At 65.4% G+C, this 22,559-nt stretch carries 22 protein-coding genes; 12 read left to right on the top strand and 10 right to left on the bottom strand.

The features are described 5' to 3' along the window. Positions 1–4: 4 nt before the first annotated feature. Entirely contained in the window at positions 5–625 is a 621-nt protein-coding gene (locus LWC34_RS02385; protein ID WP_233722752.1) for a TetR/AcrR family transcriptional regulator, read from the bottom strand. Between the two features lie 81 nt (positions 626–706). On the opposite strand from LWC34_RS02385, the gene LWC34_RS02390 reads away from it, so the two are divergent. From LWC34_RS02390 to LWC34_RS02405, 4 genes are all read left to right on the top strand, one after another. Further along, the gene (locus tag LWC34_RS02390) at positions 707–1,009 is read left to right on the top strand and encodes a hypothetical protein (RefSeq protein ID WP_233722753.1); all 303 of its coding nucleotides are present in this window, start codon (positions 707–709) and stop codon (positions 1,007–1,009) included. 16 nt (positions 1,010–1,025) lie between these two features. Then, positions 1,026–1,346, top strand: a complete 321-nt coding sequence (locus tag LWC34_RS02395) for a hypothetical protein (RefSeq protein ID WP_233722754.1) — start codon at positions 1,026–1,028, stop codon at positions 1,344–1,346. Next, positions 1,339–1,635 carry a hypothetical protein gene (locus LWC34_RS02400; RefSeq protein ID WP_233722755.1) on the top strand — a complete coding sequence of 99 codons (297 nt, stop codon included), beginning with the start codon at positions 1,339–1,341 and terminating at the stop codon, positions 1,633–1,635. Before LWC34_RS02395 ends, LWC34_RS02400 begins: the two co-directional genes overlap by 8 nt. Before the next feature lie 403 nt (positions 1,636–2,038). Then, entirely contained in the window at positions 2,039–2,929 is an 891-nt protein-coding gene (locus tag LWC34_RS02405; protein ID WP_233722756.1) for a GNAT family N-acetyltransferase, read from the top strand. Between the two features lie 47 nt (positions 2,930–2,976). On the opposite strand, the gene LWC34_RS02410 is transcribed toward LWC34_RS02405, so the two are convergent. Beyond that, positions 2,977–3,927: a helix-turn-helix domain-containing protein gene (locus LWC34_RS02410; RefSeq protein WP_233722757.1), complete on the bottom strand. Its 951-nt coding sequence runs from the start codon at positions 3,925–3,927 to the stop codon at positions 2,977–2,979. A gap of 100 nt (positions 3,928–4,027) precedes the next feature. On the opposite strand from LWC34_RS02410, the gene LWC34_RS02415 reads away from it, so the two are divergent. The 4 genes from LWC34_RS02415 (at position 4,028) to LWC34_RS02430 (ending at position 7,519) form a co-directional block, all read left to right on the top strand. After that, a complete protein-coding gene (locus LWC34_RS02415) occupies positions 4,028–4,984 on the top strand; it encodes an alpha/beta hydrolase (RefSeq protein WP_233722758.1) in 957 nt (318 codons plus the stop codon). 4 nt (positions 4,985–4,988) lie between these two features. Beyond that, positions 4,989–5,954, top strand: coding sequence for an alpha/beta hydrolase (locus tag LWC34_RS02420; protein WP_233722759.1), 966 nt, complete (start codon positions 4,989–4,991; stop codon positions 5,952–5,954). Positions 5,955–6,017: 63 nt separating this feature from the next. Beyond that, the gene (locus LWC34_RS02425) at positions 6,018–6,875 is read left to right on the top strand and encodes a sensor histidine kinase (RefSeq protein ID WP_233722760.1); all 858 of its coding nucleotides are present in this window, start codon (positions 6,018–6,020) and stop codon (positions 6,873–6,875) included. Beyond that, positions 6,872–7,519 carry a response regulator transcription factor gene (locus tag LWC34_RS02430; protein ID WP_233722761.1) on the top strand — a complete coding sequence of 216 codons (648 nt, stop codon included), beginning with the start codon at positions 6,872–6,874 and terminating at the stop codon, positions 7,517–7,519. The genes LWC34_RS02425 and LWC34_RS02430 overlap by 4 nt, the downstream gene beginning before the upstream one ends. On the opposite strand, the gene LWC34_RS02435 is transcribed toward LWC34_RS02430, so the two are convergent. The 3 genes from LWC34_RS02435 to LWC34_RS02445 form a co-directional block, all read right to left on the bottom strand. Next, positions 7,504–8,532 carry an alpha/beta hydrolase family protein gene (locus LWC34_RS02435; RefSeq protein WP_233722762.1) on the bottom strand — a complete coding sequence of 343 codons (1,029 nt, stop codon included), beginning with the start codon at positions 8,530–8,532 and terminating at the stop codon, positions 7,504–7,506. The two genes, LWC34_RS02430 and LWC34_RS02435, sit on opposite strands and share 16 nt — an antisense overlap. 81 nt (positions 8,533–8,613) lie before the next feature. After that, positions 8,614–9,528: a GNAT family N-acetyltransferase gene (locus LWC34_RS02440; protein ID WP_233722763.1), complete on the bottom strand. Its 915-nt coding sequence runs from the start codon at positions 9,526–9,528 to the stop codon at positions 8,614–8,616. Next, positions 9,525–10,367, bottom strand: coding sequence for a class I SAM-dependent methyltransferase (locus LWC34_RS02445; protein WP_233722764.1), 843 nt, complete (start codon positions 10,365–10,367; stop codon positions 9,525–9,527). Before LWC34_RS02445 ends, LWC34_RS02440 begins: the two co-directional genes overlap by 4 nt. 238 nt (positions 10,368–10,605) lie before the next feature. On the opposite strand from LWC34_RS02445, the gene rpsA reads away from it, so the two are divergent. Further along, complete coding sequence (gene rpsA / locus LWC34_RS02450; RefSeq protein ID WP_233722765.1) at positions 10,606–12,102, top strand: 30S ribosomal protein S1; 1,497 nt, start codon at positions 10,606–10,608, stop codon at positions 12,100–12,102. A 583-nt stretch (positions 12,103–12,685) separates the two neighbouring features. After that, positions 12,686–13,300, top strand: coding sequence for a hypothetical protein (locus LWC34_RS02455; protein WP_233722766.1), 615 nt, complete (start codon positions 12,686–12,688; stop codon positions 13,298–13,300). Here LWC34_RS02455 and LWC34_RS02460 read toward each other — a convergent pair. Further along, positions 13,287–14,969, bottom strand: a complete 1,683-nt coding sequence (locus LWC34_RS02460) for a sensor histidine kinase (protein ID WP_233722767.1) — start codon at positions 14,967–14,969, stop codon at positions 13,287–13,289. The genes LWC34_RS02455 and LWC34_RS02460 overlap by 14 nt on opposite strands. An 89-nt stretch (positions 14,970–15,058) precedes the next feature. Between LWC34_RS02460 and coaE the strand changes: the two genes are divergently transcribed. Together coaE and LWC34_RS02470 are read left to right on the top strand one after the other, a co-directional pair. Next, positions 15,059–16,180, top strand: coding sequence for a dephospho-CoA kinase (coaE, locus tag LWC34_RS02465; RefSeq protein ID WP_233722768.1), 1,122 nt, complete (start codon positions 15,059–15,061; stop codon positions 16,178–16,180). Positions 16,181–16,366: 186 nt separating this feature from the next. Continuing rightward, positions 16,367–17,704, top strand: a complete 1,338-nt coding sequence (locus LWC34_RS02470; protein ID WP_372496514.1) for a transposase — start codon at positions 16,367–16,369, stop codon at positions 17,702–17,704. 101 nt (positions 17,705–17,805) lie between these two features. Here LWC34_RS02470 and LWC34_RS02475 read toward each other — a convergent pair whose 3' ends face one another. The 4 genes from LWC34_RS02475 to LWC34_RS02490 are packed head-to-tail and all read right to left on the bottom strand — an operon-like array spanning position 17,806 to position 22,363. After that, complete coding sequence (locus LWC34_RS02475; RefSeq protein WP_233722770.1) at positions 17,806–19,242, bottom strand: glycoside hydrolase family 3 protein; 1,437 nt, start codon at positions 19,240–19,242, stop codon at positions 17,806–17,808. Between the two features lie 3 nt (positions 19,243–19,245). After that, positions 19,246–20,076: a carbohydrate ABC transporter permease gene (locus LWC34_RS02480; protein WP_233722771.1), complete on the bottom strand. Its 831-nt coding sequence runs from the start codon at positions 20,074–20,076 to the stop codon at positions 19,246–19,248. Further along, positions 20,073–21,062 carry a carbohydrate ABC transporter permease gene (locus LWC34_RS02485; protein ID WP_233722772.1) on the bottom strand — a complete coding sequence of 330 codons (990 nt, stop codon included), beginning with the start codon at positions 21,060–21,062 and terminating at the stop codon, positions 20,073–20,075. Before LWC34_RS02485 ends, LWC34_RS02480 begins: the two co-directional genes overlap by 4 nt. After that, a complete protein-coding gene (locus LWC34_RS02490; protein WP_233722773.1) occupies positions 21,059–22,363 on the bottom strand; it encodes a sugar ABC transporter substrate-binding protein in 1,305 nt (434 codons plus the stop codon). The genes LWC34_RS02485 and LWC34_RS02490 overlap by 4 nt, the downstream gene beginning before the upstream one ends. Positions 22,364–22,559 lie beyond the last annotated feature (196 nt).

Genomic DNA, 22,559 nt, shown 5'->3' on the forward strand with positions numbered 1-22,559 from the left:
CCGCTCAGACCCGGTACAGCGTGGACCAGATGACGTCGGTGAGCGTGTCGGCGATCTTGACGTGGCTGCTCGGGTCGGTCTGTCGAAGCAGCTGATGCCCGACTCGTTCGATCATCCAGGTGAGTACGGCCGCGGTCTCCTTGGGCTCGACCGGACGCATCACGCCTGCGGCCTGGCCGAGTTCGATCGCCTCCTTGGTCGCCACGATGAGCCGCTGCATGAGGCCGCGAAGCTCCTCGGCGACTGTCGTGTCATAGGCGGCCGCTTGGGAGACGGTCGTGAAGGCGGCGCCACGTCGCTGGTAGACGTTGATGATCGCGTTCACGGCAGTCCGGAGCTGCTCGCGGTCGGCTCGATCGGCCGTCGACCACCAGTCGTTGGACACGCCTTCCAGCTCGGCGATGACGCCCTTGGTCATCCGGCGAGCGAGATCGCCCTTGTCCTCGAAGTGCACGTAGAAGGTCGATCGCGAGATGCCCGCGGCGCTGGCGAGCTGCTCGACGCTCAGTTCGGCGAAGCTCTCGCCCTCCCTGACCAGCTCCTCGGTCGCGACTATGACGCGCTGCTCCATCGCGTCGCGGCGTTCCTTGCGAGCAGTTTTGTTCGACCGGGTCATGGACGGCATGGCTGCATCCTACTTTGCCGGACATGATGTCCGGACTTTATGTCTTGACATTCTGTCCGATTCGGGTTGATGCTTGTGCCCATGGAGAACGTGTTGAAGGGTCTGATCTGGCTGGCGATCGTCGTCAACATCGGCACGATCGCGGGGATGCGCCTGCTTGCCGGGCTGCGCAGACGGAACCGTTCGCCGACAGGGTCCGAGTTCCTGATGATCCTGCCGATCGGGCTGTCGGTGCTGCTCGGTGTTCTCGGCGGGGTGGCCGGTTTCGTGCTGGCAGCCGGAGTCCTGAGCGACGCGCGCGAAGCCCCGTTGTACGCGGCGCTCGGCCTGGGGCTGTGGGCCTATCTCGGTGTGGCCGTGTACCTGACGCGCGTCAAAGCGTGACTACTGGAGGTGTCAGATGAAGGTTTTCAACTTCGGCCTGCGGATCCTGTTGTGGCTGGCGGTGTTCTTCCGGTTCGGCACGATGGCGGGAGTGCTCGCGGCGCGGATCATGGGCAAGAACGACGACAGTGGCGACGGCGAAGAGATCGCCTTGCTGATGTTGATGGTGCCCGCGGAGGTGGCTCATCGGTTAGAACCGCTCGGTATCGCGGCCGGTGCCGTTCTTGCGGCCACAGAGGACAAGTTCGACGATCGCGTCCTGGCTGGCGGACTGAGTGGCGCGATGATGGTCTTGGCTGCCGATCGTGCGATCGCTGAGCGTCGGCGCTATGGCTGACGTGCTCTGGGTTCTACTGTGGACCGGGGTTGCCGCCGTCGCGTGCGTCCTGATCACGGTGGTGGTCGTCGGGTATCGCAGCCGGAACTCGAACAACTGGGCCAAGGCCACGCCGGCTTATCTGGCGCTCTACCTCGCATTGCCTTTGATGGGCGTCGGCGGCGTGGCCGGTCTCGTTCTCGCCGTCGGTTGGGCCGAAGGTGTCGGGGACGGGAGTTTCGCCGCGTGCGTGGGGATTCTGTTGCTGTTTCCCGTTTTCGTCGTTGTCGACAGCAGGCTCCCGCGGTGACTCCGCGGCCAAGGAATAGCAGGTGTCGTGGCTGTTGTGCTGGGGTTCTGATGTTGGTCGGGGTAGGGGGCGCTGTCGCCGTCGGACTCCTGACGAGTCTTGGTTACTGCGAATCCGGATCGTTCGGCCGAGATCAGGGCTGGACGAGAAGCTGGTCCTTCTCTTCGGTGTTGATCTCGGTCGTTGGATTCCTGGTTGTACTTGCCGGTGGCGTGGCTGCTGTCGTGTTCGCCTTGTCGCCGATGGTTCAGCCAACAGCACGCTCGCCGCGTGCATCGGTGCTCCCCTATTGGTGCCTATTCTGATCCTCTTGGTCAACTGGTTCGCACGATGACTGAGTGTTTGCCGCGCGCCTACTGACATGTGCCCGAAATAATGTTGACGGCGCGATGACGATCGGATCGTGCGAATCACCTCTGTGTCGGTGGCTGAGGCCACACCGCTGCTGCGCGACTACTACTTCGACATTGTCGGCAGGTACTACGGCAGGCCGATGACCTCGGCCGAGGTTGACGAGATCATGCTCGATGAACCGAGCGACGATCTGCTGATGCTTGTGGCCACTGTGGACGGTGAGCAGGTTGGTTGTGTCGCCCTGAGACTGTCGGTCAAGCCCTTCGCCGAACTCAAGCGGGTCTATGTGGCTCCTGCCGCACGTGGCCGCGGAGTGGCGCTAGCGCTGCTGGCCCAAGCGGAACTCGTGGCCCGCCAGCATGACGCGGTGACCATGCGCCTCGACGTCCGTGAGGACCTGGTTGAGGCGCGTTCGCTGTACGCCAAGTGCGGCTACGTCGAGGTCGAGCCGTTCAACGACGACGACTACGTGGCCTATTGGCTCGCGAAAGACCTGCTGCACGTCGTTGCGGTCGAGCCGGACGATGTGCGCCTCAAGACCCTCATCGCCGAGTTGGACCGTGACCTCTGGGGCCGGTACAGCGACGAGGCGATCGGCCCGATGCCGATTACGCCGGACGTCCGTTTCATGATCGCGTGCCGTGGCCAGGAACCAGTCGGATGTGTTGCTGTGCAACCGAAGGGCGATGACTTCGAACTCAAGCGCATGTTCGTGATGCCCACCGCGCGTGGCACGGGTGTCGCGCAGCTGTTGATCGAAGCGGCCCATTCGACTGTCCTTGAGGCAGGCGGCCGCCGAGTCATTCTGGAGACCGGGATCCGGCAGCCGGAGGCGATCCGGCTGTATGAGAAGTCCGGGTACACGCGCATCCCGAACTTCCCGCCTTACGACCAGGACCCGCTGTCGGTCTGCTACGCCAGGGAGCTGTCGGCGACCTGATTTCAGCAGCCAGGTCCATCCCCGCTCAGCGGTCGGCTGAGGCCGCCCTAGTTGTCGCGCAGGTGGCGCAGGATCAGCGCGAGTTGCAGACGAAACCGGCCGCTGGGTGTGTCGATCGGAAAGCCCAAGGCGGGCTCCGCCTGAGCGATACGGGCCGGGATCGTGCTGTGGTGGCGGTGGACGGCCGCTGCCGCCTTGCGGTTGGAGTTGGTGCGAACCAGGGCGGTGAGCACAGTCAGCAGTTGCGGATCCAATCCGTCCAATGCGATCACATCCGGCAACGTGGCGATGTGCTCACGGGATAACGACGCGAGCGCGATCTGGCTGCCCAGTTCATCCGCGTGCCCGACCGGACACGCCTGCGACGTGAACCGCAGCACGGTCCGTGCTTCGGCCCATGCGGCTGGGGCGTTGATCGCAGGCACCTGCGCACTGATGCCTACTTCGCCGTCCTGGTCGGGAATTTCGTTCGGCGCCAGTACTGCGTGCAACGAGCCCAGCGCGGCGGACAGGCCCGTCGGCGTGCCTCTCACGGCCAGGACACGCAGCGGGGTCGTCGGCTTCAGTCCGAGCAGGTGCAGCGCGCGGGAACGTTCAGCCTCGCCCGCGCTGTCTGACAGGACAAGCTCCACCAGCGCCGGGTCACCCAACGCGGGCAAGGGAACCCGGCTGAGCTCCAGCGACAGCGCGACCGCGATGGAAAAGCGTTCCAACACCATTTCGTCCAACGGCAACGGCTTGCCGTCACGAGCCAACCAGACCACCGTGCCGTCTTCGAGTTCACGCCTGGTCGCGTGCGCCGGGATTGGACCGCCGACCTGAAGGCCACGGGCCGAGGAGGACACCCCGAGCGGACATTCGGCCAGTGCGCGCGCCTTGCTCACGATCGTGTCGAGGCTGGCGCGGGTGGCGATCAGCCGGTCGAAGAAGCCGATCACCCGCACCGCGTTCTCGGCGTCGGCGTCCAATGACGACAGCCGCAGCAGCAGGCCCTCCATTCTGGCGAGGTTACGCCACCGCCATCTGTCGGGGGAGAATGTCCGAATCGCCGCCAGATGGCTGGTGCGTCACGATATGGCCGTGGCAGAGCCTTGGGATATGAGCAAGTACGCCATCGATCCTGAATTGCTCCCCTGGCTGGACATGTTGCCCCTGTTCGAGGTCCGGGACGCCACATCGCTCGCCGAGGTACGCGCCGGTCTTGACCAGATGCGTGACAAGGTGACTCCCTACGAGCCCACGCACCCGATCGACATTCGAGACGAGGTGGTGCCTGGCCCAGCGGGCGCGCCGGACGTCGCTGTCCGCATATACCGGCGCGCGGACCGGGAAGGCCCCCAGCCGGCGCTGTTCTACATCCACGGCGGCGGATTCATCATGGGCGGGCTGGAGATGGCCGACCTCTACGCCATACCCATCGTGGACAAACTCGGGATCGTCGTGGTGGCGGTGGACTACCGGCTGGCGCCCGAGACGCCGTTCCCCGGCCCGGTCGAGGATTGCTACGCGGCGCTGCTGTGGACCGCCGCCAAGGCCTCGGAGCTTGGCATCGACCCGGCCCGCCTCGCGATCGGCGGGGAGAGCGCGGGCGGTGGGCTGACGGCCGGGACGACTCTGCTTGCCCGAGACCGCGGCGGTCCCGCGCTGTGCTACCAGTACCTGTGGATCCCGGAACTGGACGACCGGCTGGCGACCGAGTGCATGCGGGAATACGTCGACACGCCAATGTGGAACTATCCGAACGCCGTCTTCAGCTGGGATTCGTATCTCGGTGAGGGCAAGCGAGGGACCGAGGATGTTTCACCCTATGCCGCTCCCGCCCGTGCCGCGGATCTGGCGGGTTTGCCGCCGACCGTGGTGACGGTGTGTCAGTTCGACCCGTTGCGCGATGAGGGGTTGGAGTACGCCCGGCGGCTGTCACAGGCCAATGTGCCGACCGAACTGCGGGGCTACGCTGGGAGTTTCCACGGCTCAACGCTGATCGGTGACGCCGCCGTGACCCAGCGGGCCGCCGCTGATCAGCTGGCGGACCTGAGCCGAGGACTGGGGATCTGAGCCAATGACTGAATACGCCATCGACCCAGAAATCGTTCCGTGGCTCGAAGTGTTGCCGAGCCACCCGTTGCGCACGTATGAGGACCTGCTCGCGGCCCGCCCTCGGATATCCGAGATCCGTGCCCGGATGCCGGTATATGAGCCCAGCCAGCCGATCGATGTCCGGGACGAACTCATCCCCGGGGCGGCGGGCGAGCCTGACGTGCGGGTCCGGATTTATGCGCCACCGAATACGCGCGGTACTCGGCCGGGCCTCGTGTACATCCATGGCGGTGGATTCGTGGCCGGCGATGTCGACATGTCCGACAGCGCGTGCCTGAAATACGCCGACGTGCTCGGCATTGTCGTGCTCTCCGTGGACTATCGGTTGGCTCCGGAGACGCCGTTCCCTGGGCCGGTTGAGGACTGCTACGCGGCACTCGTGTGGACTGCCGCCAAGGCGACCGAGCTGGGAATCGACCCAGTGCGGATTGGTGTCGCGGGTGGCAGCGCGGGCGGCGGGCTCGCCGCGGGAACCGTTCTACTGGCTCGTGACCGCGGTGGCCCGGCGGTCGTCTTCCAGCATCTCGGTGTGCCCGAACTGGACGACCGGCTCGAGACCGAATCCATGCGGACGTACGTTGATACTCCGATGTGGAGTCGGCCGTCGGCGGTGTTCAGCTGGGATTCGTATCTCGGTGAAGGAAAACGCGGTACTGCGGGTGTTTCACCGTATGCCGCGCCTGCGCGTGCCGCGGACCTCTCGGGCCTTCCCTCAACGGTTGTGATGGTGTGTCAGTTCGACCCGTTGCGCGACGAGGGGATCGAGTACGCTCGGCGGCTGTCACAAGCCAATGTGCCGACCGAACTGCGCGGTTACCCGGGTACCTTTCACGGCTCCGGGATGGTCACCGATGCCTCGGTGTCCAAGCGGATGGCCGTCGACGAGCTCGAAGACCTGCGCCGCGGTTTGCGGATCACGTCGATATAGGCAGATGCCGTCGTGCGAACCCGACAGGACGGCTGACATGCCTGAGCTTGTAGTTTCGAAGGCATGCGAGCGGGGGTTGTTGTCGAGGTGGCCGTCTGGGCCTGTGTCACCGCGCTGCTCGTGTTCGAAAGCTCGCGCAGCCGCACTCCATGGGAATTGATCGGAGGCCTGGTGGCCATCGCCCTCGTGGTGACGGCCACCAGGCGTTTTCCGCTGGTCGCGGTGAGCGTGGCGGTGGCGTCCGGTGTCGCGATGCTGTTCGACTATGGCGGCCGGGTGCCGATCTGGCCGTTGGCCGTGATGGCGGGCACCGTGTACCTCACGCGACGCCAGTACGTCCTGCGTCGCGCGCAGGAGAACGCCGTACAAGCGCGGTTGAAGGAACGTGCGCGGATCGCCGCCGACATGCATGACTCGCTTGGCCACGAGCTTGCCCTCATTGCCGTGCGGGCGGGGGTTTTGCAGGTGTCGGGTGGGCTCGATGAACTGCAGCGTCAAGCCGTTGCTGAGCTGCGGGAAAGTGCTGCGGCTGAGACCGACAGGCTTCGCGAGATCATCGAAGTCCTGCGCGAACCGGAGAGCATCACTGATCTTGTCGCGCGCAGCGCGGCCTCCGGACTGGCCATCAAGTCCACTGTGGACTCTGTACCAGTGGAGGTCGAGCCGATCGCGTACCGGGTGGTGCAGGAGGCGCTGACCAACGCGGCCAAGCACGCACCCGGAGCGGCGATCGTTGTGGCGGTCACTCCGAATCATGTTTCAGTTTTCAATGAACAGCCCACCGAACCCGCCGGACTCGCCTCCGGCGGTAGTGGTCTCGCGAGTTTGCGAAAACGGGTCGAACAGTTCGGCGGTCACTTCGAAGCCGGGCCACGGCACGGTGGTTTCGCGGTGACAGCGATATTCAAGGGGGAATCGTGATCCGAGTTGTCCTCGCCGATGACGAGACGATGATCCGGGCAGGCATCGCGGCCATCCTGAGCAGCGACGCGGGCATCGAGGTCGTCGCACAGGCCGATGACGGTCGCCAAGCCGTGGATCACGTTCTCAGCACTCGCCCGGACATCGCTGTGCTCGACATCCAGATGCCGGTGCTCGACGGTCTCGCCGCGGCCGAGGAGATCTGGCGTCTTCGGCCGCAGACCGGTGTGGTCATGCTGACCACGTTCGGCGAGGACGAGTACATCGAGCGGGCTCTTGCCGTGGGAGCCAACGGTTTCCTCCTCAAAACAGGTGATCCGGACGAGCTCATCGCCGGGATCAAGGCGGTCGCGGACGGCGCCGCGTTTCTCTCCCCGAAGGTCGCCAAACGGGTCATCGACCAACTGCCCCGCAAGAGCGTCGGTGCTCGCGCCAAAGTCACCACTCTCACTCCCAAGGAAACTGAAGTACTGGCACTAGTGGGTTCTGGGCTGTCCAACGCGGACATCGCCGCCACACTCTTCATCGTCGAGGGGACCGTCAAGGCGCACGTGACCGCGATCCTTGGCAGGCTCGGCGTACGCAACCGCGTTCAGGCCGCGATCCTCGCCTACGAGGCCGGACTCGTTCAGAGCCTCGACTGAAAGAACTCGGTGAGATAGGTGCGGAAGAATCGAACCCATTCGACGGTGTCTCCGGTGCCGTACAGGCGCGACCACGTGTTGGCCGGGATTTTGTCCTTCTGGCCCAACGCGATCGCCAGGTAACCGTTGTCGTTCGACGACGAGTGCCCGCTTTCCGCCAGGTACCTGCGTTCCTTCCAGCCCGTCAGCTGTGGCCATGCGGCATCCCACTCGGTGCCGAACTCCTCCTCACCGACCGGACTGGTGAACAGCGCCAGCGGCTTGGGGATGTCGACGACTGGATAGAACGGCCCGTCCATGTTCACGCCCGCCTTGATCCGTGCGTCCGTGGCTAACGCGTGCACGGTCGCGCCGCCGCCCATGGAGTGCCCAGCCATTCCGATCCGGGACGCGTCCACGCGCGGTGAGTGCCGCTTGAGCACCTCGTCGAGCACGAATTTGACGTCTTGCGCACGGTTGTCCATTGCCGCCTGGTACGGCTTGCCGGCGCTCTGGCAAGCCTGACACTGCAGCAACCGGCCACCAGGGAACTCGACGTTGTACGCCTCATAGGCATGGTCGATCCCTGCGACCACGAATCCCTTCGACGCCAACTGTTCGGCCAGAGTCGTCAACGTGGCACGGGTGTTGCCCATACCAGGGGAGAGCACGACGAGCGGCCAACCGCGGCCAGAGGGTAATGCCGGAGCAGCCTGGCGCGAGTGCACCTTGAGCCGCTGCAAAGCATCATCCGGGAGGTCAAGTTTGAGACCTTTCACGGTGGCGGCCGACTCGGCGGCGGTCATGTATTGAGCGGGCGTGCCTAACGGGAAAGCGGGATACCACAAGGAAACCATGAGTTCTCGGCGTTGATCGGGCATCCAGTGATCGGCTCGGCTGGTGTCGGTCAGGTGCAGAGTTCGTTGCCCGACAGGAAATGTCCCGTCAGGCTTGAGCAGTCCTATGCGTTCCACAGCGGTGGCGGGCACCGCCAGGGCTAGGAGAAGCGTTGTGATCAGGAGGAAGATTCGCATGCTGCCATTTTTCTTGGCGGCTGCGGTTCGCGCATCGGACTACGGTCCAGGGTTGTCTATGACTTTAGGTGGGGGGGTACGTCACCGAAGGGCAGACGCTGGTCTGACTTCCCAGATTGTCCATAGTGGACGGTAGCCCTGGCGTGCCCAGAACACCGTCGACAACGGGTTCGGCGGGTTGAAGTAGAGGAAGGTGCCGATCGTGCCAGCCGCGGCGAGCTCGCGATGCACGACGGAGGCCATCTCCCTGCCGACGCCAGCACCACGGAACGACGGAGCAACTGAGAAGGAGTTGATATAGCCCCAAAGGCCGTGCCGAACACGGGTCTCGCTCCAAGATCCGGTGGTCGACTCGTTGTACCAGCACTCGGCGAGCGCGACCGCGATCCCGTCGCGCTCACCGATCCAGATGGGGTCGTTCTGGTCGATGTGCCTGCTCAGCGCGGCTCGCTTCACCTGCGCCGCGCCAGGACGTAAGACAGTGCTGCCGACCATCGCCGAGTACTCAAGCTCGGCCATTGCGAGCGGCAGGATCGTGTCGATGTCTCGTAACGTCGCGCGGCGCACCTTCAGCGCGCCTGGCGACGGCAGGATCGGCGCGCCGGTCCGGATGGCTAATGTGGACAGTGGGATCAGGCCGTGGTCAAGGAACACCCGTGCCGCGCCGACGTCCCGGCTCGGCCAGGTGATCAGGCAGGACGAGTCGGGGCCGGTTGGCTGGCGGGCCATCGTCCTGCGCCACTGGTCCAGCAACTGGGGCATCCCGTGCTCACCGAGCATCGGGTGTAACTCCCACACCTCCAGCGCGGACCACAGGGTGGGCATCGCGTTCGGAGCCAGCCTCGTCGGTACGAGAACGCCAGCCACTCGAGTGCCGTCCGGTAAAGCAGCGGTGATCACGTTGCCGTCGGGCGGGTGGACCGCGGGCGGCAGCATCGGATCCAGACGGGCGTACCACGCGCTCTGCGTGTCCAGCGCTCCGTCGGTGAACCTCACGTAGCCCTCCGGCAGCAGAAGATCGCTGTGCCAGGGAACAGCTCGCCACGCAGCGGGCTCCACTGGCCCCACTCGCGGGTCTGCTCCTCCGGCCACTCCGGTTCGATCATGTCCTCGATGACGAAACCAGATCCGGTCAGCGCGCGCACGTAGTCGCCGAGCGTCCGGTGGTGTTCGACGTAGGTCGCGCGGCCGTTGCCGTCGACCTCGACGTACGGGGTGCGGTCGAAGTACGAGTTGATCACCCGCAGGCCGTTCGGCCCGGGATCGTCGGGGAAGATCCACCTGATCGGGTGAGTCACGGCGAAGACCCACTTGCCGCCCGGCCGCAGCACCCTGGCGACCTCCTGGAACACCGGCCGCACGTCAGCGACGAAGGGCACCGCACCGAAAGCCGAGCATGCGATGTCGAAGCTTTCGGTGGCGAAAGGCAGCCGTTCGGCGTTCGCCCTGATCAACATGGGAGTGATCCCGGTCACATCGTTGGCGTGCTTCGCGTGCCGCAGCATCCCGGCAGACAGATCGAGCGCGGCCACCCGGGCACCCTGGCTCGTCAGCCACCGCGCGCACGGCGCGGAGCCGCAGCCGACCTCGACGATGTCCTTGCCCTTGACGTCGCCGAGCAGTTCTATGTCGCGTTCCCGCAGGCCCTCGGGGCACCAGAGGAAATTGACGTCGCCGAGGAAGTCGCCGTGCTCGGCGATGTAGTCGTCCGCGTCAGCGTCCCACCACGCGATGTTCGCGCTGATCGACTCGGCCGCGCCAGCGCTTCGGCGAGCGGGACCGACCGTGCCGAGGGTAGTTTGAGCGCCGGCGTACCGGGTGTCGTTGCTGTCCACGCCTGCTCCTTATGGGCATCCGGTTTGCCCGACGATCGCGCGGGCGCGTACGATACCGCCCGCGCGGTGAATTTCGCGCTGCCTGCGGTTCAGGTGAGGAATCTGGGAATCGGGTTGCGCGTATCGGTGTTGAACCCTGTGCATGATCACACACAGCTCAGGGCGCTCGTCGTCACACCGTGCGCCAGAACTCAAGACAACCCAACTACTCCCAATCCGTACCGGAGCAACCCACCTAATGTCCACCGACACCACCATTGTCCCGGCTTCCAACGCGCCCAAGCAGCAGGTCGCAATCAACGACGTCGGGACGGCGGAGGACTTCCTCGCCGCGATCGACGCGACGATCAAGTACTTCAACGACGGCGATATCGTCGAAGGCGTCATCGTCAAGGTCGACCGTGACGAGGTTCTTCTCGACATCGGCTACAAGACCGAGGGTGTCATCCCCTCGCGTGAGCTCTCGATCAAGCACGACGTCGACCCCAATGAGGTCGTCAAGGTCGGCGATGAGGTCGAGGCGCTTGTTCTCCAGAAGGAGGACAAGGAAGGTCGCCTGATCCTGTCCAAGAAGCGCGCTCAGTACGAGCGGGCGTGGGGCACGATCGAGGGTCTCAAGGAGGCCGACGAGCCGGTCCGCGGCACCGTCATCGAGGTGGTCAAGGGTGGTCTGATCCTGGACATCGGCCTGCGGGGCTTCCTGCCGGCGTCCTTGGTCGAGATGCGCCGGGTCCGCGACCTGCAGCCGTACGTCGGCCGCGAGCTCGAGGCCAAGATCATCGAGCTGGACAAGAACCGCAACAACGTGGTCCTTTCCCGCCGTGCGTGGCTGGAGCAGACCCAGTCCGAGGTCCGCAGCGAGTTCCTCAACCAGCTGCAGAAGGGCCAGGTCCGCAAGGGCGTCGTGTCCTCGATCGTCAACTTCGGTGCGTTCGTGGACCTCGGCGGCGTCGACGGCCTCGTGCACGTCTCGGAGCTGTCCTGGAAGCACATCGACCACCCGTCCGAGGTCGTCGAGGTCGGCCAGGAGGTCACGGTCGAGGTCCTGGACGTCGACATGGACCGCGAGCGCGTGTCCCTGTCGCTCAAGGCGACCCAGGAAGACCCGTGGCGCCAGTTCGCCCGTACCCACGCGATCGGCCAGATCGTGCCGGGCAAGGTCACCAAGCTGGTTCCGTTCGGTGCGTTCGTCCGCGTGGACGAGGGCATCGAGGGCCTGGTCCACATCTCCGAGCTGGCCGAGCGCCACGTCGAGATCCCGGAGCAGGTCGTCCAGGTCGGCAACGACGTGATGGTCAAGGTCATCGACATCGACCTCGAGCGTCGCCGGATCTCGCTGTCGCTCAAGCAGGCGAACGAAGGCTTCACGCCGGACACCGAGTTCGACCCGACTCAGTACGGCATGGCCGCTGAGTACGACAACGAGGGTAACTACATCTACCCCGAGGGCTTCGACCCGGACACCCAGGAATGGCAGGAAGGCTTCGACAAGCAGCGTGAGGAGTGGGAGCGCCAGTACGCCGAGGCGCACACCCGCTACGAGCAGCACATGTCGCAGATCCGCAAGGCCGCCGAGGCCGACGCTGCCGCAGCCGCGGGCGAAGGTGCCGAGGCCGCCAGTGGCGACCAGAGCTACTCCTCCGCCGGGTCGGAGACCCAGGCCAAGAGTGGCGGCACGCTTGCCAGCGACGAGCAGCTCGCAGCGCTGCGCGAGAAGCTGTCCGGCGGCGTCTGATCTGATCAGGCTCGCTAGCTAGTTACTTCAGAAGCCCCGCACTTCGGTGTGGGGCTTCTGTGTTGCCCAGCAGTATTTGCGGAGGGCGTTCAATGAGAGTGCCCTGAGGCGAAAGTGTCCGAGCGCAATCAAACCCGCAAGCAATGGTCAACACGGTGTGCCGCAATGGTGGACACGGCCTTCAGGAACGGTGGACACGGCCTTCAGGAACGGTGGACACGGTCGCAAGGAACGGTGGACACGGTGTGCTGGAACGGTGGACACGCGCGGGGGTCGGGTGGGGGACTGGTTGGGTTGATTGAGGTTCAGTGATGGGTTGGGTGTCCTGCGGATGTTGGTAGAGGTGTTGGGGCGATCGGAGTAGTTCGGGCGGCCGAAAGGTTCGTGTTCGTGGCCTTGGGGGTGGGCGACTCGCGAGGGGTGGCGAAAGTTTTCGATGCAATCATCTGGCCGTCGATGATCAAGAAACCGCTGATCATCGCCTCGCGTCCGGGGTACGCGGGGGTAGTTCGCGTTGTGCGTTTGTGACTTTTTGGGGGATCGCGTGTCGTTCACCCATCAGGGGGACTACGGTCTACACCTTGTGAGTGCTAAGGCATGGACACGCAGCGCGTCCGCCGTGGTGCTGATCGCCGGTTTGGCGGGCTGCGCATCCGAGAAACGCACACCCCTCGTAGTCCCCATTCCTACCTTCACCCCGTCGGCGAGTGCTGGCACGTCCGCGCCCGCGCGGATTGTTGGCGCGTTGCCGACCGGGTGCGGGGCGATCGGCTCGGCAGAAGAGATCTCTGAGGCAGTCGGCAAGTCGTTGCCGGGGCAGGCCAAGCCGGTCGACGGTGCCGCCGATACGACCATCGGCCGCACCGACCGCATCGACTGCTACTACGGCCTTGGCGACAGTGAACAGGTCGCCAACGCCCCGGTACGCGTCGGGCTGGCGAGCTACACCGACGCCAGAACGGCGACCGAACGGGTCGGGAAGACCATTGCCGACGAAAAGGCCGCAGGCGCCAAATCCAGCGACGTCACGGTCGGCGTCGACAAAGGCACGCTGCTGGTCGGCAAGAACTCTTCCACCCTCGTCGCCACCCACCAGGCCACGACGGTCGTCGTGATCGCCGCGATCGACACGGTGCCTGCAGCACAGGCGCCGACGGTCCTGGCCAAGATTGCGGATCGCGCGCTCAGCCCGCGCTGACCCGCAACGTCATCCTGATCGTCGTCGGCCCGCCAACCGGGCTGTGCACGGTCATCACGCCGTCAAAGGCGCTCAGCCGTCGCGCGACGCCACGTAGACCCGTCCCGCGTGACACGTCGGCGCCACCGCGTCCGTCATCCCGCACGGTCAGTTCGAGCGTGTCCTCGACAAGGCGGACATCCACTCCCACCGAGGCTGCCTCGGCGTGCTTGCTGACGTTGGTCAGCGCTTCGCTGATCGCGAAGTACGCGGCCGTCTCGATTGGCGGGTCGAGGCGACGGGGTAAGTCCACCTGGACTTTGACGGGTAATGGCGTGTCCAAGGCCAGGGCTCGGACCGCGTCGCCGAGCCCACGGTCGGCAAGGACCGGCGGGTGGATTCCCCGCACGAGGTCACGCAGTTCGGCCAATGCCTGCGCCGAGTTGGATCGCACTTTCGACAGCACCTGTTTGGCACGGTCCGGATCTTGGTCGATCAGGTGCTCAAGCGCGCCCAAACCAAGCCCCATAGCCACGAGGCGAGCCTGGGCGCCGTCATGCAGGTCCTGTTCGATACGTCTGAGCTCGGCCGCTGCAGCGTCGGTCGCATCGGCTCGAGTCTTGGCCAGCTCAAGCACACGCTGTGTCAGGTCATCGGCGGGCGCCAGCATCGTGCGCACCCACTGTCCGTTGAGACGGATCAACGGCGGCGTGATCCACAGCGCCACCGCCGACAGGCCGACGGCGGCGGGAATCGCGAGCCAGTCCGAGCCAGCGAATTGGCCGTACCAGCCGAAGGCCCAGTCGGGTTCGGTTGGCGGTACGAACCAGCGCCAGGTCTGTGGCACCGCCAATCCCCACCCGGCGTAGAGCAACAGCACGAACGGCACGACCGTGGTGAGCACGCCGACAATCGGGTCGAGCGCGAAGAACCGCAGATCACGCCAGGTCGTGCGGGTAGCGGTTGACTGCGCGACCGGAACCCCTGACCACTCGCTCGCGAGCTTGCGACGCGTATTTGCCACCTTCCACGCGCGCGGAAACACGATCAGCATGAACACACTGTTCAGCGACAAGGCGAAGAGCCCGAAACTGTAGCCCCACTTCGTGAAGCGCTTGCTCATCGCGCGCGGCCCAGTCCGAAGCGGCAGGCCGAGTAGTACCCGGCTGCCCGCCGTGTGCAGCCGCAGGAACATCGGCCCGAGCAGGAAACCGAGCATGATCAACAAACCGCCCCACGGCAGTGTCAGAGCACCGTAAATGATCAAGGCGGCTGGTGCCAGCGCGAGCACGTTGCCGATGCTCGCGTTGAGCAGCAGCCAGGCCAGGTCACGCCACGTCGCCCGGTCGTCGAGCATCCAGTCGACTTTCCGGTACAGCATGGGTGTTCGCGGCGAGTTGTACAGGTGCTCCTCGTACAGGTACAGGCCTTCTTCGTCCGGCTCTGGTGGCTCGGGCGCGGGCGAGTAGGGCCACGGGATGTACACGCCGTCCCAGCGCGCGGCGAGCTTGCGCCTTGCCCCCGTCACCCGGCGGCCGAGGCCAATGGCCCATGGCATCAGCATGGCCAGGCCGACTGAGATGGTCAGCAGCAGGACGAGCGCATGCGCCAGCACGGCGACAAGGCCGAGTATCGACAGCCCGGCCAGGACCAGTCCCCTGACCGGTGCGATGGCGATGGTGCTGAACACGCCTCCCAGTCTGCCCGCAGGGTACGACAATCCACATTGCTCGCAGGCCCACTGCGCAGGTGGGCCTAGGCCTACCTACGATCAAGACCATGCTGCGAGTGGGGCTCACGGGCGGGATCGGATCGGGCAAGTCGACGGTGGCCGGCCGGCTGGCCGAACACGGCGCGGTCCTGATCGACGCGGACAAGCTGGCACGCGAGGTCGTCGAGCCGGGCACGCCCGGTCTCAAGGCCATCGCCGAGGCGTTTGGTGAGGAAGTACTGGCCGAGGACGGCTCGCTCGACCGCCCGAAGCTCGCTGCGGTCGTGTTCAACTCCGCTGAGCAGCGGGAACGGCTGAACGGGATCGTGCATCCCTTGGTAGGTCAGCGAACCGCCGAGATGCTCGCCGAAGCCGCGGACGATGCCGTGGTCATCCACGATGTGCCGTTGCTGGTCGAGAAGAACTACGCGCCGATGTACCACCTCGTGGTCGTTGTCGACGCCGACATCGAGGAGCGCGTCCGGCGGCTCACTGAAACACGCGGCATGCCCGAAGCCGACGCCCGCGCCCGCATCGCCGCGCAGGCAACCACTGAGCAGCGTCGTGCGGTCGCTGATGTCTGGCTGGACAACTCCGGAACGCCTGACCGGGTGCTCGCGCAGGCCGACGCTTTGTGGGCGGATCGCCTGGTTCCCTTCGAAGCCAACGTCCGGCTGCATCGCTCGGTCGACTACGGAAACGCCCGCCTGTACGACTACAACCCGGAATGGCCCTTGCAGGCGGCGAGGTTGGCGGCCCGGATCAAGCTCATCACCGGCGGTCTGCGGGTCGACCACGTCGGCTCGACCGCGGTGCCTGGCTTGCCTGCCAAGGACATCATCGACCTGCAGGTCACTGTGTCCTCTTTGGAGCAGGGCGATGCTTTCGCCGAACCGCTGGCCGAAGCGGGATTCCCTGGCGACCGGCGGCACCACTCGGCGGATCCCGGGCGGCTGGCCAACATCCAGTTGCGCCTGGAAGGCAGCACGGACTGGCGGCATGCCTTGTTGTTCCGGGACTGGTTGCGCGCGTCCGAACAGGAGCGTGCGAGTTACCTCGAATTCAAGCAGGGGATAGCGAAGCAGTACACGTCCGGCAGCGCGCCGGAGAACGTCAAGGACGCATGGTTCGACAAAGCCCTGCCCCGCGCCGAATCCTGGGCCCAGCAAACTGCCTGGTCACCCTCGTGAGTGTTTTCGCCGGTCTGGTGTTTTAACGTTCCGGGTGGTTGATCTTTGACATGGAGGCGGCCACCGCTCGATGATCTTGGTTCCTTCCACAGAACTTTGATCACGAAAGCGGTGGCCGTGTCTGGCAGTGTGCCTGATGGATCCCTTGTAGGCCAACTCCGGCGGCTGCGGCGGTTCCGCCGGGCGGTGTATGAGTCGTTCACGAGGTGGCCGGATGTGTTGTTCGAGATGGTGGACGCGTTGTTGTGTCATCCGGGCCGGTTGGAGTCGTTGCCGTATCTAAGCTTGGAGCCGGTGTTGCGGCGTGGGCATGGCAGTGTGTATGCCGCGTTGGATCGGGGCCGGATCGACGCCGCGGTGTTGGCGGGTGTGTTGGCGGGTGTGGTGGATCGGTCCTCGGGGCTGGTGTTCGCGTTGGATTGTTCGCAGTGGCCGCGTCCGGATGCGCCGACCAGCCCGGACCGGACGTTGAACTACGACGCGGGCAAGGATGTTGGCGGTGGCAGCGGGGTGGTGACTCCGGGCTGGTGGTTTCAGTGGCTGGCCGCGACCGGGACGAGCGGTTCGTCGTGGGCGTCGCCGGTGGCGGTGGCGCGTATCGCGGTGGGTGAGAACCACAATGTGGTTGCTGTCGGGCAGATCGAGGCGTTGCTGAAGCAGGTGGCTGCCGACCGGGACCCGGACGGTGGTGATGATGGTGGTGGTCTGGTTCCGATTGTGTGTGCTGACGGGGACTACAGCCCGGTGTATCTGGGTGGCCGGTTGACCGGCGAGCGGGTGCAGATCGTGGTCCGGTTGCGTAAGGACGCGGTGGTGATGGCCGATCCGCCGCCGCGGGAACCAGGCACGATCGGGCGGCCGCGAGTGCACGGGCCAAAGATGAAACTGTCCGATCGCCGTAGCTGGCGTGACCCGGACGAATACCTCGCGGTGCCCGCCGAGCCTGGGCGGGCCGCGGTGAGTGTGTCGGTGTGGCATGGGATGCACCCGCGTGCCTCGGAATCGGCGGCACTGCGGGAACCTGGCTACCGGCCCGGGTACTCCCGCCCGGTGACCCGGGGCAGTGTGGTCTGGGTGTGTTCGGCCGACCCGGCGTACCCGCCGATGTGGTTGTTCTGGACCGGGCCTGAGGGCTCGTTCGATCTTGACCGGGTGTGGCGGGCGTATCTGCGCCGTTACGGCATCGAGCACCTCTTCCGGTTCCTCAAGCAATACCTGGCTTGGACCCGCCCTCGAGTGCGTGGCCCCGAGCAAGCCGAGCGGTGGAGTTGGCTGGTGGCTGTGGCTTATGTTCACCTGGTCCTGGCGCGTGGGCTCATCGCCGATCAGCGACTGTCCTGGGAACGACGCCGGGGACCGCTCAGCCCGCTACGGGTCAAACGCGGGTTTCGTGGGCTTCATCCGCGCCTGGGATCTCCGGCGAAACCGCGAAAACCTTCACGGCCCGGTCCGGGCCGCCCGACAGGGCGTACATCCATCCCCGCGACGCGGCATCGCATCGTCCGTCCAGTGACAAAAACCTAAACCCAGCAACGAAAGCAGGGCCGCCGCTCCGCGACGGCCCTGCCCACCATGCCCTCACAACGTTAAAACACCAGACCGGCGAAAACACTCACGAGGGGGTTTCAGCCGGCGAGGTATTCGGCTGCGGCGATCATGCTCACCTTCGAGCCGCTGAAGGTGTCGATCCGCGGCCGGGAACCCACCTCGACACCAGGGGTGCCGGTTTCGACGTGGATGAAGTCCAGGTCGCCCAACGATTCCAGCAACGCACGGACGTGTGCGTGCCGGTGCGCTTCCCTTGTCACGATCACGACCTGGTCGAATTCCTTCGCCGCGGCAAGGATTTCCTCGGCCGTGGCGTTACGCAGGGACTTGCTGCCCGGCACCCGGTCGACGAGGTATTGGCCTACGCCCCAAGGCATCGGGCCTGCGGCGATGGTCGGCGTCGATTCGACGTCGACCACGAGCGCAGGGCCGGTCAGCCGGGGTTCCCCGTTGACACGGATGGCTTGCCGGGCCGCACGCAGCCCCAACGTCAGATCCACCGGCTTGATCTCGGTGGCAACCGGTGGTTTACGCATCTCGAACGCCCGCGCCGACGCCTCGGCCAGCCGCGACTCCGGCAGTGAGCCGTCACGGACCGCCGCGACGACAGCCGCGGTGATCGCGTCCATCAGTGCCGCGTCGAACTCCTGCCCGCCGATGCACAGCAGGTCGGCTCCGGCGATCAACGCACCGACCGAAGCGGCCGGGATTCCCGCGTTGTTGCCGAAACTGCCGACCACACCGGCCATGTCCAGCGCGTCGGTGACGATCGCGCCCGTGAAACCGAGCTCGCCACGCAGGATGTCCACCAGCGCCTTGGAGTTCAGGGTCGCTGGCTTGTCACCCCATGGGGGCACGACCAGGTGGCCGGACATGATCGCGCGGGTGCCAGCCTTGATCGCAGCGGCGAACGGCACCAGCTCGATGGTCCGCAGCTCCTCCTCGGTTCGCCGCAGCACCGGAAGACTCTTGTGCGAGTCCTCGCCGGCCGCGCCATGCCCGGGGAAGTGCTTGACACACGTGGCCACGCCGAACTTCTGCATGCCCGTCACATAGGCCGCCACGTGTTCGGCGACCTCATTGGGCGACGAGCCGAACGCACGCACACCGATGATCGGGTCGTCCGGTACGAGCGTGAGATCCGCGCACGGCGCCAGGTTCAGCGTGACGCCTGTTGCCGCGAGCCGTTCGCCGAGCGCGGCCGCGACCGACGTCGTCAATGCCGGGTCCCCAGCCGCACCCAGCGCGAGCGGGCCCGGAACGAAGGAGCCGGTGTTGACGTCGAGCCGGGTGACGTCACCGCCTTCCTCGTCGATCGCGATGACCACGTCCTCGCGTTCCGCCCGCAGCTGTGCGGTCAGTGCGCGGACCTGCTCGTCGTCGACCACGTTGCGGCCGAACAGAGTCACACCGCCGAGGCCCTCGCCGAGTCTGCGGAGGATCCAGTCCGGCGCGGTCGTACCGCCGAACGCGGGCAGCAGAACAGATTCGGCCAGTTTTTCCAGTGTGGACACGCGTTATCCCTTCACCGCGCCAGCGGTCAGTCCGGACACCAGCTTGCGTTGCACGATCAGGAAGAAGATCAGCGCGGGCACCGCGTAGAGCACCGACGCGGCCATGATGCCGCCCCAGTCCACGGCGAACGCCGTACGGAACGTCGACAGCCACACCGGGATCGTCTGCTTGTCCTGGTCACGCATGAGCACAAGGGCGAAAAGAAACTCGTTCCACGCGGTGATGAAGCTGAACACCGACGTGGCGACAAGGCCCGGTCCGAGCAGCGGCAGCGTGACCCGGCGGAACGCCTCCCACCGGCCGCAGCCGTCGATCATCGCGGCTTCTTCCAGCTCGATCGGGATGCCGTTGACGAAGCCGTACAACATCCAGCAGGTGAACGGCAGCGTCAGTGCCATGTAGACGAACAGCAGTGACGGCAGCTGGTTGAGCAGCCCCGCGTCCCGCATCAGCAGGTACAGCGGGATCAGCAGCGCCTCGATCGGGGCAAGCTGCGCGATCAAGATCAGGAACAGGAAACCCTTGCGGCCACGGAACTTCATTCTGGCCAATGGAACCGCGGCGAGCACACCCGCGATCAACGCGGTGAGCACCGCGCCGAGCGTGACGATCAGGCTGTTGGTCAGGAATGTGGTGAAACCCGGTTTGCTCAGCGCCGACGCGAAGTTCTCGAACGTGATCGAGAGCGGGATCAGGTCGTAGCGCGGGGAAAGCACCTCGCCCGGTGTCTTGAACGAGGTCGTGATCAGCCAGTAGGTCGGGAACCCGATCAGGATCGCCCCGATGACGCCGATTGTGTTGAGTGCGATCCGCTGGGGCAGGGACTTCCTCACTTCAGGTCCACCTCCTTGGAACGCAGCAGCAGCTGGATGTAGCGGGCCAGCAGGACGACCAGCACCAGCAGCATGATCATGGCGATCGCGCCTGCCGAGCCGAAGTGGCTGCCCGCGATGCCCTTGAGGTACATGTAAACCGGCAGTGTGGTGCTCTCGCCGTCCGGTCCGCCCTGGCGCACCGCCCATACCTGGGTGAAGACCCGGAAGTCCCAGATCACCGACAGGAAGGTGACGATCGTCAGCACCGGCTGGATCGCGGGCCAGCTCACCGCGCGGAACGTCTGGAACGGCCCGGCGCCGTCGATCCCAGCGGCCTCGTACTGCTCGTTCGGCACGCCGATCAGGCCCGCGTACAGGCTGAACGCCACGAATGGCACCGCCTGCCACGTGATCAGCAGGCCGATCACGGTCAGCGTGCTGGCACCGTTGCCGAACCACGAGTGGCCGATGAAGCCCTCGAACCCGAGCAGGTCCAGCGTCTTGTTCAAGATGCCGTACTGCTGGTCGAAGATCCACTGGAAGATCGTGGTGGTCGCGACGGCCGGTGTCGCCCATGCGACGACCAGCGTGACCTGCAGCATCACTCGCACGATCGGGTGCAGCTGCTTCATCAGCAGCGCGATGCCAAGCCCGGCGAGCAGAGTGGCGGCCACGACAAGGCCCATGAACACCAGTGTTCGTACGGTGATCTGCCAGAACTCGGAATCGCCGAGAACCTCGGTGTAGTTGTCGAAACCCACCCAGACCAACTGGCCGGTGACCAGCTCACGCAGGTCCAGCTTGCGGAAGCTGATCAGCACGAGCTGCAAGGTCGGCCAGATCAGCAACGCGCCGATGGCCACGACACCTGGCAGCAGCAACAGATACGGCAACACGGCGTCGCCAAAGCCTTTGCGGCGCCGTGTTCGCAGGGTTGGGACACGCGGCGATGCCGGCGGGGTGGTCCCCGCCGGCATCGCAGCTACGTCCTTCGTCGACGTCATGAACCTGCGAGCAGCTTGTCCAACGCGGCGTTCGCGTCGGTCGTGGCCTGGTCGATGGACTTGGCGCCGGTGATGTACGCGGTCATCATGTCCTTCAACGGGTTCTGACCGGCCTCGACCTCGCCCCACTTCGGACTGGAGGGGACGGCGCGGCCGTTCTGCGCGGCCTTGGCCATGACGCTTGCGTACGGGTCGGAGTCCAGGGCGCTGATGTCAGTCGAGGTGCCCGGCACGAAACCGGTCTTGGCGACCTCGGACATGTACTTCTGCGACGAGAACAGCTTCAGGTATGCCTTGGCGGCCGCGGTGTTCTTGCTGTTGACCGGGATGGCCAGGTTCGAGCCACCGAGGAACACCGGAGCGCTCTTGCCAGCGGTCTTGCCGGGGATGGCGAAGGCGCCGGTCTTGTCCTTGATCGCCGGGTCGGTCTTGGCCGCGGTCGCGACCTCGTTCGGGGTGCCGATGAACATCGCGACCTTGCCGCCGCCGTAGATGCCACCCTGCTGCGGGTTGGACTCGTCGTTGTCCTTCGGTGCCTTGGTCTTGGAGGCGTCGACCAGCTTCTTGTAGAAGTCAAGGCCTGCCTTGGCCTCTGGGCTGTTCAGCGTGCCCTTGAAGTTCTTGCCGTCGGCCTTGGCGATGTCGCCGCCCTCGTCGAAGATGAACGACAGCAGCGCGTACCAGTTCTGGCCGGGCACGTACATCGCCTGGAAGTCGGGATCGCTGCCGTACTTGGCGTTCAGCTTGTCGATCGCGGCGAGCAGTTCCTCGCGCGAGGTCGGCGGGGTGGTGATCCCGGCCTCGGCGAACATGTCCTTGCGGTAGAGCACCTCACGGTTGGCGGCGTAGAACGGCATGCCGTAGACCTTGCCGTCGAACGTCGCGGAGTCCTTGAGACCCTTGAGCCACTGCGAGCCATTAAGGTCGTTGACCGAGTCGGTCAGGTCGGCGAGCACGCCCTCCCCGGCGAACTGCGGGGTCTGGGTATTGCCGATCTCGATCACGTCAGGCGGGGTCTGCGAGGCCAGCGCGGTGGTCAGCTTCTGCTGGATACCGGTCCACTGCTGGATCTCGTACTTGATCTTGACGCCTGGGTTGGCGTCCTGGAACTCCTTGTGCAGTGCGCTGGTGAGGGTTTCCGGCGCGGAGCCGGTCATCAGCCAGACAGTCAACTCGCCGCTGAGCTGCTGCGGGTTGTTGGCGTTGCTAGGGGCGTTGCCTGACCCACCAGAGCCGGCGCAGCCCGCGGTCGCGAGGGAGATGGCGACAGCTCCAGCCGCCAACTTCATCCAGCGCTTCACTCGTGCCGTCCTTTCAAGCCCGGCCACCCCGGGCGCCACAAATGGTGTAGACCAATGCAGAGCAGCGTGGTCCGGACCACACCAACTGTCAAGCCGGTTGCCAAGAAGTTGTAAAAGAACAGGCAGCAGGGGGTGAGTGGCCAGGTTCGGTGTGTAATCGCCCCAAGACGCGACAAACCCCCTGCGAGGAATTGGC

The organism is Kibdelosporangium philippinense, assembly GCF_021390435.2.
Taxonomy (GTDB): Bacteria; Actinomycetota; Actinomycetes; order Mycobacteriales; family Pseudonocardiaceae; genus Kibdelosporangium; species Kibdelosporangium philippinense.

Excerpts from the sequence above, each read along its gene's own strand:
- LWC34_RS02385 (WP_233722752.1), bottom strand. The coding sequence starts at position 625 with ATGCCGTCCATGACCCGGTCGAACAAAACTGCTCGCAAGGAACGCCGC.
- LWC34_RS02390 (WP_233722753.1), top strand. The coding sequence starts at position 707 with ATGGAGAACGTGTTGAAGGGTCTGATCTGGCTGGCGATCGTCGTCAAC.
- LWC34_RS02395 (WP_233722754.1), top strand. The coding sequence starts at position 1,026 with ATGAAGGTTTTCAACTTCGGCCTGCGGATCCTGTTGTGGCTGGCGGTG.
- LWC34_RS02400 (WP_233722755.1), top strand. The coding sequence starts at position 1,339 with ATGGCTGACGTGCTCTGGGTTCTACTGTGGACCGGGGTTGCCGCCGTC.
- LWC34_RS02410 (WP_233722757.1), bottom strand. The coding sequence starts at position 3,927 with ATGGAGGGCCTGCTGCTGCGGCTGTCGTCATTGGACGCCGACGCCGAG.
- LWC34_RS02415 (WP_233722758.1), top strand. The coding sequence starts at position 4,028 with ATGAGCAAGTACGCCATCGATCCTGAATTGCTCCCCTGGCTGGACATG.
- LWC34_RS02420 (WP_233722759.1), top strand. The coding sequence starts at position 4,989 with ATGACTGAATACGCCATCGACCCAGAAATCGTTCCGTGGCTCGAAGTG.
- LWC34_RS02425 (WP_233722760.1), top strand. The coding sequence starts at position 6,018 with ATGCGAGCGGGGGTTGTTGTCGAGGTGGCCGTCTGGGCCTGTGTCACC.
- LWC34_RS02435 (WP_233722762.1), bottom strand. The coding sequence starts at position 8,532 with ATGCGAATCTTCCTCCTGATCACAACGCTTCTCCTAGCCCTGGCGGTG.
- rpsA (WP_233722765.1), top strand. The coding sequence starts at position 10,606 with ATGTCCACCGACACCACCATTGTCCCGGCTTCCAACGCGCCCAAGCAG.
- coaE (WP_233722768.1), top strand. The coding sequence starts at position 15,059 with ATGCTGCGAGTGGGGCTCACGGGCGGGATCGGATCGGGCAAGTCGACG.
- LWC34_RS02485 (WP_233722772.1), bottom strand. The coding sequence starts at position 21,062 with ATGACGTCGACGAAGGACGTAGCTGCGATGCCGGCGGGGACCACCCCG.